At 75.2% G+C, this 14,892-nt stretch carries 3 protein-coding genes; 2 read left to right on the forward strand and 1 reads right to left on the reverse strand.

The features are described from left to right. Positions 1-175: 175 nt before the first annotated feature. Both ABZ725_RS05115 and ABZ725_RS05120 read left to right on the forward strand, forming a co-directional pair. Positions 176-8,500 carry a type I polyketide synthase gene (locus ABZ725_RS05115; protein WP_358801392.1) on the forward strand — a complete coding sequence of 2,775 codons (8,325 nt, stop codon included), beginning with the start codon at positions 176-178 and terminating at the stop codon, positions 8,498-8,500. A gap of 10 nt (positions 8,501-8,510) precedes the next feature. After that, positions 8,511-13,982 carry a type I polyketide synthase gene (locus ABZ725_RS05120; RefSeq protein ID WP_358801393.1) on the forward strand — a complete coding sequence of 1,824 codons (5,472 nt, stop codon included), beginning with the start codon at positions 8,511-8,513 and terminating at the stop codon, positions 13,980-13,982. 58 nt (positions 13,983-14,040) lie between these two features. On the opposite strand, the gene ABZ725_RS05125 is transcribed toward ABZ725_RS05120, so the two are convergent. After that, positions 14,041-14,832: an MBL fold metallo-hydrolase gene (locus ABZ725_RS05125; RefSeq protein WP_358801394.1), complete on the reverse strand. Its 792-nt coding sequence runs from the start codon at positions 14,830-14,832 to the stop codon at positions 14,041-14,043. Positions 14,833-14,892: the final 60 nt, after the last annotated feature.

Here is a 14,892-nt window from a genome sequence, read left to right on the forward strand (position 1 = left end):
ATCGGCATTGTGCCGCGGTCGAAACAATTCGATGTCCGCGGCCCAATGCCGATGCATCTTTTTGTGCGCAGCTCAATGTCGATCAGTCCAGACTGTTATCGGCCACCAGATTTACACCGGCATTTTGGGTCGGTGAAACAAGCCATATCGGCGACCCCCATTGTTGACTGTGGACATGAGACGGATCGCCATGGTGGGATTGGCTTGTCGGTTGCCCGGGGCCGGCGACGGCCACGCGTTCTGGCGGTTGTTGCGGGACGGGACCGACGCCGTACGCGAGGCTCCCCGAGGGCGCTGGCCCGGGGCCGCACTGCCGCACCGCCTCGGCGGATTCCTCGACGGGATCGACGGCTTCGACGCGGGATTCTTCGGGATCTCACCGCGCGAGGCGGCCGCCATGGACCCACAGCAGCGCCTCATGCTGGAGCTCGCCTGGGAGGCGCTGGAGGACGCGCGGATCGTCCCCGCCGAACTCGGCGGCGGCGACACCGGGGTGTTCGTCGGCGCCATGTGGGACGACTACGCGGCACTCCAGGACCGGCTCGGCGACGCGGGCATCGGCCGGCACACCATGACCGGTACCCGCCGCGGGATCATCGCCAACCGGATCTCCCACCACCTCGGCCTGCGCGGACCGAGCCTGACGGTCGACACCGCGCAGTCCTCCTCGCTGGTCGCCGTCCAACTGGCGTGCGAGAGCCTGCGCCGCGGCGACTGCGCGGTCGCCGTCGCCGGGGGCGTGAACCTGAACATCCTGGCCGAGACGACCCTCGGCGCCGTGCGGTTCGGCGGCCTGTCACCGGACGGCCGGTGCTTCACCTTCGACGCGCGGGCCAACGGGTTCGTGCGCGGCGAGGGCGGCGGGGCCGTCGTCCTCAAACCGCTGGACGCCGCGCTCGCCGACGGCGACGACGTCTACTGCGTCCTCACCGGCGGCGCCGTGAACAACGACGGCGCGGGGGAGGGCGAGCACACCGGCCTCACCGTGCCGAGCAGGTCCGCGCAGGAGGACGTCGTCCGGCAGGCGTACCGGCGGGCCGGCGTCGCACGGCGGGACGTGCAGTACGTGGAGCTGCACGGCAGCGGCACCAAGGTGGGCGACCCGATCGAGGCCGCCGCGCTCGGCGCCGCACTGGGGCGCGCGCGGCAGCCGGACGCACCGCTGCGGGTGGGCTCGGTCAAGACCAACATCGGGCATCTGGAGGGCGCCGGCGGCATCGCCGGGCTGCTCAAGGTGGCGCTCGGCATCCGGCACCGGATGCTGCCGCCGAGCCTGAACTTCGCAACCCCGCACCCGGACATCCCCCTCGACGACCTCGGGCTGACGGTGCAGACCGAGCTGACGCCGTGGCCGGAACCGGACCGGCCGCTGGTGGCCGGCGTGAGCTCGTGGGGCATGGGCGGCACGAACTGCCACCTGGTGGTCGCCGAACCCCCTTCGACCGGCCCGTCGACCGGCCCCGCGACCCGTACGCCCGAGGCGGCCGGCGCGCTGGCGTGGCCGCTCTCCGGCCGCACCGACGCGGCGCTCCGCGCCCAGGCCGCCCGGCTGCTGTCCTTCGTCGAGGACCGGACCGAGCCCGCCGCGGACATCGGCCTCTCCCTCGCCACCACCAGGACCGCCTTCCGCCACCGTGCCGTCGTCGTCGGCGACGACCGCGCCGAACTGCTGCACCGGCTCGCCGCGTTCGCCGACGGCAGGGCCGTCGCCGGCGTCGTCGAGGGACAGACCACGGCGGCCGGGAAGGTGGTCTTCGCCTTCCCCGGGCAGGGAGCGCAGTGGGCGGGCATGGCGGTCGGACTGCTGGACGACGTACCGGAGTTCGCCGAGTCGATACGCGCCTGCGAGGAGGCGTTCGCACCCCATGTCGACTGGTCGCTGAGCGAGGTGCTGCGCGACGCCGACGCACTGGAGCGGGTGGACGTCGTCCAGCCCGCGCTGTTCGCGGTGATGGTGTCGCTGGCCGCCCTCTGGCGCTCCTGCGGGGTCGAGCCGGCGGCGGTGGTCGGGCACAGCCAGGGCGAGATCGCCGCCGCGTGCGTGGCGGGCGCCCTGTCGCTGCAGGACGCCGCGCGGGTGGTGACCTTGCGCAGCCAGGCCCTCTCCGCGCTGTCCGGGCAGGGCGCGATGGTGTCGGTGCTGCTGTCGGCCGACGACGTCCGCGACCGGCTCGCCGAGGGAGACGGCGCGGTCTCGGTCGCGGCCGCCAACGGCCCCTCGTCGGTGGTGCTCTCCGGCGACCCCGAGGCGCTGGACGCACTGGTCGAGCGGTGGACCGCGGAAGGCGTCGAGACCCGACGGATCGCCGTCGACTACGCCTCCCACTCACCCCAGGTGGAACAGATCCGCGAGCGCCTGCTCACCGTGCTGGACGGCATCCGGCCGATGTCGTCGCCCGTGCCGTTCTACTCCACGGTCACCGGCGCGCCGATGGACACCGCCGGGCTGGACGCCGCGTACTGGTACCGGAACCTGCGGCAGACCGTCGAGCTGGAGCGGGCCACCGAGGCGCTGGTGCGCGACGGCCACACGGTGTTCGTCGAGTGCAGCCCGCATCCGGTGCTCCTGCCGGCCCTGCGGGACACGACGGAGCAGGCCGGGCTGGAGTCCGGCGTGGTCACCGGCTCGCTGCGGCGGCGCGAGGGCGGCCCGAGACGCTTCCTCGCGTCGCTCGCCGAACTGCATGTGCGCGGTGTCGAAGTGGACTGGTCCCGGGTGTTCGCTCTGCGCGGCGCCCGCACCGTCGGCCTGCCCGCCTACGCCTTCCAGCGCGAGCGCCACTGGCTCACCGAGCCCGCCGAAGGGGCGGCCGTGCGGACCGCCGACCGGACCGCCGATCGGGCCGCCGACCGGGTCGCGGCCGCCGAGCCGGGACCCGCGGCGACGGCCGCCGCGGCTCCTGCCCGGCCCGAGATGCTCGGGCTGGTCCGGTCGACCCTCGCGGTCGTGCTCGGCTACTCGGGCGGCGACGCGGTGGACGCCGGCACGACCTTCAAGGAACTCGGCGTCGACTCGCTGTCCTCCGTGGAGCTGCGGGACCGGCTCAGCGCGGCGATCGGACGCACCCTGCCCACGGGCGTGCTGTTCGGCCACCCGACCCCGGCCGAACTCGCCGACCACCTGCGGACGTCGACCTCGGGCGACGAGCAGACCACCGCCGCCGATCCCGCCGTCCCCGCCGCCCTCGCCGTCCGCGCCGGTGCCGACGATCCGATCGCGATCGTCGGGATGGCCTGCCGGCTCCCCGGCGGCGTCGCCTCCCCGGACGACCTGTGGCGGCTGGTCATGGACGGGACCGACGCGATCTCGGAGTTCCCCGCCAACCGCGGCTGGGACACCGACCGGCTCCACGACCCCGACCCGGACCGGGCGGGCACGTCCTACACCCGGCACGGCGGCTTCCTGCACGACGCCGACGAGTTCGACCCCGAGTTCTTCGGCATCTCGCCGCGGGAGGCGCTCGCCATGGACCCCCAGCAGCGGCTGCTGCTGGAGACGTCCTGGGAGGCGCTGGAACGGGCCGGCATCGACCCCGGCGGCCAACGCGGCACGCCCGTGGGCGTCTTCGTCGGGGCCATGGCACAGGACTACGGCCCCCGGCTGGACGCCGCGCACGCCGAGTCCGACGGCTACCGGCTGACCGGCAGCACGATCAGCGTCGCGTCCGGCCGGATCGCCTACACGCTCGGGCTCCAGGGTCCCGCGGTCACCGTGGACACCGCCTGCTCCTCGTCGCTCGTCGCGCTGCATCTCGCCGCGCAGGCCCTGCGCGCCGGGGAGTGCTCGCTGGCCCTCGCCGGCGGCGTGGCGGTGATGTCCACGCCCGGGATGTTCGTGGAGTTCAGCCGGCAGCGCGGACTGGCCGAGGACGGCCGCTGCAAGGCGTTCTCCGCCGCCGCCGACGGCACCGGATGGTCCGAGGGCGCGGGGATCGTCGTCCTCGAACGGCTGTCGGACGCGCGCCGCGAGGGCCACCGGGTGCTGGCCCTGGTGCGGGGCAGCGCGACCAACCAGGACGGGGCGTCGAACGGGCTCACCGCGCCCAACGGGGTCGCCCAGGAACGGGTGATCCGGCAGGCGCTCGCCGGCGCCGGGATGTCCACGGCGGACGTGGACGTCGTCGAGGCGCACGGCACCGGGACGACGCTCGGCGACCCGATCGAGGCCGAGGCGCTCGCCGCCACCTACGGCCGCGACCGGGAGCCGGGCCGCCCGCTGCTGCTGGGGTCGCTGAAGTCCAACATCGGCCACACCCAGGCCGCCGCCGGGGTGGCCGGAGTCATCAAGACCGTGCAGGCGCTGCGGCACGGGGTGGTGCCGAGGACCCTGCACGTCGACGAGCCGACCCCGCACGTCGACTGGTCCGCCGGCGCGCTGGAGCTGGTGACCGAGGCGCGGGAGTGGCCGCGGACCGGCCGGGCCCGCCGGGCCGCGGTGTCCTCCTTCGGCATCAGCGGCACCAACGCCCACGTGATCATCGAACAGGCCCCGCCGGAGCCGCAGTCGGAGCCCGTCGCGTCCGTCGTGCCCGCCGCGCCCGGTGCTCCCGTGCTGCCGTGGGCGTTCTCCGCCACCGGCGAGGACGCGGTGGCGGCCCAGGCCGCCGCCCTGCTGTCCTTCGTGGACGCCAATCCCGGGCTGGACCCGGCGGACACCGGGTTCTCGCTGGCCGCCGCCCGCGCCGGCCTGCCGCACCGCGCCGCCGTCGTCGCCGCGGACCTGCCCGCGCTGCGCCGCGGCCTGACCGCGCTCGCCGCCGGCGCCGAGGCGCCCGGAGTGGTGCGCGGCACCGCGCGGGAGGCGGGCGGGGTGGTGTTCGTCTTCCCCGGCCAGGGTGCGCAGTGGACCGGGATGGCGGCCGAACTGCTGGACTGCGCACCGGTGTTCGCCGAGTCGATGAAGGCCTGCGCGGACGCCCTCGCTCCCTACGTCGACTGGAACCTGTTCGAGGTGCTGCGCGACGCCGACGCACTGGAGCGGGTGGACGTCGTCCAGCCCGCGCTGTTCGCGGTGATGGTGTCGCTGGCCGCCCTCTGGCGCTCCTACGGTGTGCGGCCCGCCGCGGTGGTGGGTCATTCGCAGGGCGAGATCGCGGCCGCCTGCGTCGCCGGGGCGCTCGACCTCGCGGACGCGGCGAAGGTCGTCGCCCTGCGCAGCAGGGCCATCCTGGCGCTGTCCGGCGCCGGCGGGATGGTCTCGGTCGCCCAGTCCGAGGACGAGGCCGCCGAACGCCTTGCCCGGTGGGACGGCCGGATCTCGGTGGCCGTGGTCAACGCCCCGGGATCCGTCGTCGTCGCAGGCGACCTGGACGCACTGGACGAACTCGTCGCCGAGTGCGAGGCCGCCGAGGTGCGGGTCAAGCGGCTACCGGTGGACTACGCCTCGCACTCGGCGCAGGTGGAGCGGATCGCGGACGAACTGGCCACCGTCCTGGCCGGGCTGACCCCCCGTCCGTCGACGATCCCGTTCTACTCGACGGTGACCGCCGGCCTGCTGGACACCACCGGCCTGGACGGCGGCTACTGGTATCGCAACCTGCGCCGCCAGGTCCGCTTCGCCGAGACGGTCGGAGTGCTCGCCGAGCAGGGGCACTCGGTGTTCGTCGAGGTCAGCCCGCATCCGGTGCTGACGGCGGCGGTCGAGGACGTGACGGAGCACGCGGTCGCCGTCGGCTCCCTGCGCCGCGACGACGGCGGCCTGGAGCGGTTCCTGACCTCGCTGGCCGGCGCCTACACACGTGGCGTGAACCCCGACTGGCGGGCCGTCTTCCCCGGCGCCCGGCAGATCGACGTGCCCACCTCCGTGTTCCGGCGGCGGCGCTTCTGGCTCGAACCGACGCCGGCCGGCGACACGGCGGACGTGGCGGCGGCGGGACTGGTCGCGGCGGACCACCCGCTGCTCGGCGCCGTCGTCGAACTCCCCGGTTCCGGAGGCCTCGTCCTGACCGGCCGGCTGTCCCTGCGGGCCCAGCCGTGGCTGGGCGACCACGGGCTCGGCGAGTCGGTGCTGCTTCCCGGCGCCGCCTTCGTCGAGCTGGCCGTCCGCGCGGGCGACGAGGCAGGCTGCGCCGAGGTGGCGGAGCTGACCTGCGAGACGCCGCTGGTCCTGCCGCCGCACGGCGCGGTCGACATCCGGGTCACGGTCGGCGAGCAGGACGCGTCCGGCCGTCGTGAACTGGCCGTCCACGCCCGCCCGGCCGACGGCTCCGGCGAGTGGCGCAGGCACGCGAGCGGGCTGCTCGCCGACGGAACCGTCCACCGGGCCGAGGAGTTCGATCTGACCTCCTGGCCGCCGCCGGGCGCGGTCGCGGTGGAGTGGGACGGCGGGTACGAGCGCTGGACCGAACTCGGCTACCGCTACGGCCCCTCGTTCCGGGGCCTGCGCTCCTGGTGGCGGCGGGGCACGGAGATCTTCGCCGAGGTGGCGCTGCCGAAGGAGATCGAGGCGGACGCCGGCCGGTTCGGGCTGCACCCGGCACTGCTGGACGCCGCGCTGCACGCCGCCGTCGCGGACGGCTCGGACTGCCGGCTGCCGTTCTCCTGGCAGGGCGTGTCGCTGCGGGCCACCGGCGCGTCCGCACTGCGCGTGCGGATCTCGCCGGACGGCCCGGACACGGTCTCGCTGCGGCTCGCCGACGCGACCGGGGCGCCGGTGGCGTCCGTGGAGTCGCTGGCGCTGCGACCGCTCCCGGCCGGCGCGCCCGCCGCCGGAGCCCCGGACGCGTTGTTCCGGGTGGACTGGGCCGAGACACAGGCGCCCGAGACCTCCTTCGACCCCCGGCCCTGGGCGGTCGTCGGCGCCGACGAACTCGGGGTCGCCCGCGGGGGAGCGCCCTCCCACGCCGATCTCGGCGCGCTCGCCGACCACGGACCGGTACCGGAGACGGTGTTCGCCGCGCTGACCGGGGAGCCCACCGCGGGCGGCGCCCACGCCGTGGCCGGCCGGGCGCTGCGACTGATCCAGGAGTGGCTCGCCGACGAGCGGTTCGCCGGCGCACGGCTGGTGCTGCTCACCCGGAACGCGGTGGTCGTGGAGCCGGCCGAGACGGACGCCCTCGGCGCGGCGGGCGCCACGGTGTGGGGCATGGTCCGCTCGGCACAGCGGGAGCACCCGGACCGGTTCGTCGTCGTCGACCTGGACGGTCACGAGGCGTCGGTCGCGGCGCTGCCGGCCGCCCTGGCCACCGGCGAGCCGCAGCTCGCCGTCCGCAAGGGACGGCCCGTCGTGCCCCGGCTGGCCAGGATCACCGGCGCGCCCGCGACCCGGCGGGACCTCACGGCGGGCACGGTGCTGCTCACCGGCGCGAGCGGCACCCTGGGCGGCCTGTTCGCCCGGCACCTGGTCTCCCGCTACGGAGTGACCCGCCTGCTGCTCACCAGCAGACGCGGGCCGGACGCCCCCGGCACCGCGGAACTCGCCGCGGAGCTGACCGAGTCGGGCGTGACGGTCACCGTGGCCGCCTGCGACACGGCCGACCGGGAGGCGCTGGCCGCGCTGCTGGCGTCGATCCCCGCCGAACACCCGCTGACCGGTGTGGTGCACGCCGCCGGGCTCCTCGACGACAGCGTCGTCGACGCGATGCGGCCGGAGCAGCTCGAACGCGTCCTGCGGCCCAAGGTCGACGCCGCCCTGAACCTGCACGAGCTGACCCAAGGGCTCGACCTGTCGATGTTCGTGCTCTTCTCCTCGGTCGCCGGGATCCTCGGCCTGCCCGGCCAGGCCAACTACGCCGCCGCCAACGCCTACCTGGACACCCTGGCCCAACACCGCGCCGCGCGGGGCCTGCCGGCCGTGTCGCTCGCCTGGGGCCTGTGGGCCGAGGCCAGCGGCATGACCGGCCACCTCGCGGACGCCGACCTGAGCCGGATGCGCCGGGCGGGCCTCGCCCCGCTGTCCACGGCGGACGGACTGGCCCTGTTCGACGCCGCGTTCGCCTCCGGCGAGGCGCTGCTCGTCCCGGCCCGGCTCGAACCGGCCGCGGTGCGCGCCCAGGGCGTCGTGCCGGCGCTGCTGCGCGGGGTGGTCCGCGACCGGGTCCGGCGGGCGGAGGCCGCCGCCGCGGGCGGGCCGGGCGGCGCCGCGCCGCTCGGCGACAGCCTGGCCCGGATGTCCGAGGCCGACCGGGCGGAGGCCCTGCTCGGCCTGGTGCGCGAGCACACGGCCGGCGTACTGGCCCATGGCACACCCGGCGCGGTCGACCCCGGCCGTACCTTCAAGGAACTCGGGTTCGACTCGCTGACGGCGGTGGACCTGCGCAACCGGCTGGGGGCGGCGACCGGCCTGCGCCTGCGCGCCACCCTGGTGTTCGACTACCCGACGCCGACGGCCCTCGCCGCCCATCTCGGCGCCGCCCTCGGCCCGACCGATCCGACCGGCGCCACCCGGCAGACCTCTCCGACCGACCCGACCGCGAAGCCCGCGCGGCCGGCCCGTGAGCTGGACGGGCTGGAGCTCGACGAGCTCTTCGACCTCATCGACGGCGAACTTGGCATGCCCTGACGGAGGACCCGTGAGCAACGAAGAGAAGCTGGTCGAGTACCTCAAGCGGGTCACGGCCGAGCTGCAGCAGACCAGACAGCAACTGCGGGACGCCGAGCAGTCCGGCTCGGAACCGGTCGCCGTCATCGGCATGGCGTGCCGGTTCCCCGGCGACGTCGACTCGCCCGAGGACCTGTGGCGACTGCTGGACGCAGGCGAGGACGCCATCACCGAGTTCCCCGCCGACCGGGGCTGGGACCTGGAGGCGCTCTACGACCCGGACCCCGACACCCCGGGCCGCACCTACACCCGGCGCGGCGGATTCCTGCGCCGGGCCACGGAGTTCGACCCGGAGTTCTTCGGGATCTCGCCCCGCGAGGCGGTGGCGATGGACCCGCAGCAGCGGCTGCTGCTGGAGACCTCGTGGGAGGCGCTGGAGCGGGCCGAGCTGCGCCCCGCGGCACTGCGCGGCGCCAGGGTCGGGGTGTTCGCGGGGGCCATGGCCGCGGACTACGGCCCACGGCTGCACCAGGCCGTCGGCGGCGCGGAGGCGCACCTGCTCACCGGCACCACGAACAGCGCCGCCTCCGGACGGATCGCGTACACCTTCGGCTTCGAGGGGCCCGCCGTCACCGTCGACACGGCCTGCTCGTCGTCGCTGGTCGCGCTGCACCTGGCGGTCCAGTCGCTGCGCCGCGGGGAGTGCACGCTGGCGCTGGCCGGCGGCGCCACGGTGATGTCCACCCCGGGCATGCTCGTCGCGTTCAGCCGCCAGCGCGGGCTGTCCCCGGACGGGCGCTGCAAGTCCTTCTCCGACGCCGCCGACGGCACCGGCTGGGGCGAGGGCGTCGGCATGCTCCTGGTGGAGCGGCTCTCGGACGCACGGCGGCTCGGGCACCCGGTGCTCGCCGTGGTGCGCGGCAGCGCGGTCAACCAGGACGGCGCGTCGAACGGCTTCACCGCCCCGAACGGACCGTCCCAGCAGCGCGTCATCCGCCAGGCGCTGGAGGACGCCGGGCTGTCCCCGTCGGACGTGGACGCGGTCGAGGCGCACGGCACCGGCACCAGCCTCGGCGACCCCATCGAGGCGCAGGCCGTCCTGGACGCCTATGGCGTCGACCGCGAACGTCCGCTGTGGCTCGGGTCGTTGAAGTCCAACATCGGACACACCCAGGCGGCGGCCGGGGTCGGCGGCGTCATCAAGACGGTGCTGGCGCTCCGCCACGGCGTGCTGCCGAAGACCCTGCACGTGGACACCCCGTCCTCGCACGTGGACTGGTCGGCGGGGACGGTCGACCTGCTGACCGAGCGGCGCGAGTGGCCGGTGACGGACGGGCCGAGACGGGCCGCCGTGTCGTCGTTCGGCATCAGCGGCACCAACGCGCACGTGATCCTGGAACAGGCGCCGGACCCCGAGCGGGCCGAGCCGACCGAGCACGCCGAGCAGGCCGAGCCGGCGGCGGCCCGTATGCCGCAGCCGCTCATGCCGCTGGTGCTGTCCGGCAGGACGCCCGAAGCACTGGCCGGCCAGGCCGAACGGCTGCTGCCCGCCGCGGACGCCCTGGACCCGCTCGACGTCGCGTTCACGCTGGCCACGACCCGGACGGTGTTCGAACAGCGCGCCGCGGTCGTGGCGGCGGACCGGGACGGGCTGCTCGCCGCCCTGCGGGCCGTCGCCCACGGCGACACGGCCTCCGGTGTGGTGCGGGGCGTCGCCCGCCCCGGCCGCACCGCCTTCCTGTTCGCCGGACAGGGCACCCAGCGACTCGGCATGGGCCGCGAACTGCACGCGGCGTTCCCGGTGTTCGCCGCGGCCCTGGACGAGGTGTGCGCCGGCTTCGACGGCCTCCTGGACCGCCCGCTGCGCGAGGTACTGCTCGGGGAGACGGAGACGGACTCGGACTCGGACTCGGACTCGGGCGGGGCGGAACTGCTGGACCGCACCGGCTGGGCGCAGCCCGCGCTGTTCGCGGTCGAGGTCGCGCTGACCCGGTTGCTCGGCTCGTGGGGCGTACGGCCGGACGCGCTGGCCGGGCACTCCATCGGCGAGCTGTCGGCGGCGTTCGTCGCCGGGCTGTGGACGCTGCCGGACGCCTGCCGGGTGGTGGCCGCGCGCGGCCGGCTGATGGAGCGACTGCCCGAGGGCGGCGCGATGGCGTCGATCCAGGCGACCGCGGACGAGGTCGCGTCGGCGCTGACAGGCGACGACACGGGCGGGATCGGCGCGGCCGGTATCGCCGCCGTGAACGGCCCGCGGTCGGTGGTCGTGTCGGGCGAGGAGGACGCGGTGCTGCGCTGCGCCGAGCACTTCGCGTCCCTGAGCCGACGGACCAAGCGCCTACGGGTCAGCCACGCGTTCCACTCGCCCCTGATGGACCCGATGCTGGAGCCCTACCGCGCGCTGCTCGCCGACGTGACCTTCCACGAGCCGGTGCTGCCGATCGTGTCCACGCTCACCGGCGAGCCGGCGTCGGCCGAGGAACTGCGCTCACCGGAGTACTGGGTGCGCCAGGTCCGCGAGCCGGTGCGGTTCGCCGACGCGGTGCGCCGACTGCGCGAGGACGGCGTCACCCGGTTCGTCGGCGTCGGGCCGGACGCCGCGGTGACCACCATGGCCGAGGGCTGCTTCACCGAGAGCGACGCGCTGCCGGTCGCGGTGCCGGTGCTGCGCGCCGACCGCCCGGAACCGGCCACCGCGCTCGCCGCGCTGGCCGCGGCGCACGTCCACGGCATGGAGGTGGACTGGCCCCAGGCGTTCGCCGGCACGGGTGCGACCGCCGTGGACCTGCCGACCTACGCCTTCCAGCGCGACCGGTACTGGATGGACGTCGCTACGCAGCCGGGCGACCTGCGGGCCGCAGGTCTGGCCGCCGGGGAGCACCCGCTGCTCGGCGCCGTGCTGACCCTGCCGGAGTCCGGCGCGACGGTGCTGACCGGCAGGCTCTCGCTGGAGACCCAGCCCTGGCTGGCCGACCACGCGGTGCTGGGCCGGGTGATCGTGCCGGGCGCGGCGTTCGTGGAGATGGCGCTGCGGGCCGGCCGCGAACTCGGCTGCCACCTGCTCGACGAACTGACCGTGCACACACCGCTGGTGCTGGGAGAGCGCACCGGCGCCCGGATCCAGGTCATGGTCGGCGACGCCGACGAGTCGGGCCACCGGACGGTGTCGGTGCACGCCCAGCCGGACGGCGGCGAGTGGATCCGGCACGCCGACGGCTCGCTGGCCGACGCGCCCCGACCGACGGAGTTCGAGGCCGCCCACTGGCCACCGGAAGGCGCGGACGAGATCGCCGTCGGCGATGTGTACGCCGACCTCGGCGCCCGTGGCTACGACTACGGCCCGGCCTTCCAGGGCCTGACGGGACTGTGGCGGCGCGGCGACGAGGTGTTCGCCGAGGTCGCCCTGCCGCCGGAGCCGGCGGCCGACGCGGACCGCTTCGGCCTGCACCCGGCGCTGCTGGACGCTGCGCTGCACACGGTCTGGTACGGCGGCTTCCTCGACGGGATGGACGGCGCCGTCCTGCCGTTCGCCTGGTCCGGGGTGTCCCTGTCGGCGGTCGGGGCGTCCGTGCTGCGGGTGCGGATGGCGCCCGCCGGCGAGGACGCGGTGACGATACAGCTCGCCGACGCGGCCGGTGCGCCGGTGGCGTCGGTCGAAGCACTGCGGTTCCGTCAACTGCCGACGACCGGTTCGGGCGGGCCCGCGGAGTCGATGTTCCGGGTGGACTGGTCGGCGGTGCCCGCCGAGCCGGCCGAGCGCGTCCGCTGGACGCTCGCGAACGGCACGCCGGACCTCCCCGCCGACCCCGAGGTGGTGTTCCTGCGCTGCCCGGCCGGCCCGGACGCCCGGCAGGTCACCGGCGCGGTGCTCGCCGTCATGCAGGAGTGGCTCGCCGACGAGCGGTTCGCCTCCGGCACGCTCGTGCTGGTCACCGAGGGCGCGGTCGGCGCCGAGCCGGGGGAGCGGGTCGGCGGGCTCGCCCAGGCCGGCGTGTGGGGTCTCGTGCGGTCGGCGCAGACCGAGAGCCCCGGCCGGTTCGGGCTGATCGACGTGGACGCCGAGCCGGTGCCGTGGGACGCGGTGGCGGCGCTGGTCGCCCTGGAGCCGCAGTTGGCGGTCCGCAAGGGCCGGGTGCTGGTGCCCCGACTGGTCCGGGCCGAGGTCGGCAGCGGCGCCGCCCCACCGGCGGCGTTCGGCACCGGCACGGTGCTCGTCACCGGCGGCACCGGCATGCTCGGCGGTGTCGTGGCACGGCACCTGGTGAGCGCCCACGGCGTGCGGCGGCTGCTGCTCGTCAGCCGCGCCGGGGCCGGTTCCCCCCGGGGCGTGGACCTGGCGGCCGAGCTGACCGGGCTGGGCGCCGAGGTCGTCCTGGCCGCCTGCGACACGGCCGACCGGGCCGCGCTGTCCCGGCTGCTCGCCGACATCCCGGCCGAGACCCCGCTGACCGGCGTCGTGCACGCGGCGGGCGTGGTCGACGACGGCGTCCTGACCGACCTGACCCCGCAGCGCCTCGACACCGTGCTGGGCCCCAAGATGGTCGCCGCCTGGAACCTGCACGAGCTGACCCGCGACCTCGACCTGTCGGCGTTCGTGCTGTTCTCCTCGATGTCCGGCCTGATCGGCCCGGCGGGCCAGGCCAACTACGCCGCGGGCAACGCCTACCTGGACTCCCTCGCACAGTACCGGCGGGCCCAGGGGCTGGCCGGGGTCTCGCTGGCCTGGGGCATGTGGGCCGAACGCAGCACGATGACCGAGCAGCTCTCCGACGTGGACCTGGCCCGGCTGGGCCGGCTCGGGGTGAGTCTGTTCTCGTCGGAACAGGGCCTCGCCCTGCTGGACGCCGCGCTGGGCCTCGAAGAGCCGGTGCTCGTCCCGGTCACCCTGGACCTCGCCTCGACCCGCGCCCAGTCGGACGTGCCCCCGATCCTGCGCCGACTCGCCGGCCGCGGAGTCGTACGCCGCACCCCGCGCTCGGCGTCCACCCGCTCGGGCCCGGTCCTCGACCGACTGGCCGGCCTGCCGGAGGACCGGCGCTTCGACGTGCTGCTCGACCTGGTGAGCACCCAGATGGCAGAGGTCCTGGACTACCCGACGGGACGCGCGATCGAACCCGACCGCGCGTTCTCCGAGCTGGGGGTCGACTCGGTGTCCGCCGTGGAGTTCCGCAACCGCCTCAGCGCCGAGACCGGCCTCAGACTCGCCCAGACGCTGGTCTTCGACCACCCGACGGCGTCCGCCGTCACCCGCGAGCTGATCCGGGAACTCGGGGCCCGAGCCCCGGCCCCGACCGGCTCGGTGCTCGCCGAACTCGCCCGCGTCGAGTCCGCCCTGACCCTGTCCGCGGTCACCGGCCCGGACGGCGACGAGGTCACCGACCGCATCGAGAGCCTCCTGGCGAAGGTACGCGCGTACCGCGACTCCACCGACCACCCCGAGCCGAGACTCGACGTCACGGCGGCGACCGACGAGGAGCTCTTCCGGTTCCTGGACGGCAGCTGACGTGGCACGGGCCACAGTGCCCGGAGCGGACAGCTGCGTACGCTGGTCGGCGTCGCCGTCACACGCTGACGTCGACGCCCGTTCCGGCGGGCAGCCAGCGGAAGCGGTCCCGGATGTCGGCGGGGGCCGAGGCCAGGTGCCGTTCGATGGCATCGCGGTTCTCGCGGAAGTGGTGCCAGCCCTCGTAGTGGATGGGGAAGACGGTTCGCGGGGTGAGCAGACGGCACAGCTCCACAGCCTGAGCGGCCGTCATCGTGTACCGGATCGGGCCCGTCAGCGGGAAGCGCACGCCGCCCATGTGCAACAGGGCGGTCCCCACGTCAAGGCGGCGGGCAACGTGTCGTACGCCGTCGTGAAGGACGGTGTCTCCGGAGATCCAGAGCACACCGTGCTGTTGTCCCTTCCAACGGAGCGCGAAGCCGATGACGTCCCCGGTGATCGGCCGGGACAGCGGCGGTCCGTGGCGGGCGGGGGTCGCGGTGACCTCGATCGTCGTGCGACCAGGGGCCTGAAGGCGCGTGGCCGTCCAGGGCGCCAGGCCACGAGCGTTGCCGCCCAGTCGTCGTGCTCCGGACGACGTGGTGAGTACGGCACCTGCGGTCGGCAGCAGGGCGCGCCCGGCCGTGTCGAGGTTGTCGCCGTGGTGGTCGTGGCTGAGCAGGACGGCGTCGACCGGCGGCACGTCCGCGACGGCGAGGGCGGGGCCGGACGCCTTGCGGGAGGACGTGCCCCAGCCGAACGAGTAGCGGCGCCCCGGCGGATCGAACGTCGGGTCGGTCAGCAGTCGCCAGCCGCCTACCTCGATCAGTGTGGTCGGGCCGCCGATGTGGGTGACGCGGACGTCGGTCATGCCGTGATCCCTTCCGGTGGCCCGGGACGGCGGGTATGACCGTCCCGGGCGTGGTGGTTC

The sequence above is a fragment of the Streptomyces sp. NPDC006872 genome, from assembly GCF_040635845.1.
GTDB lineage: Bacteria > Actinomycetota > Actinomycetes > Streptomycetales > Streptomycetaceae > Streptomyces.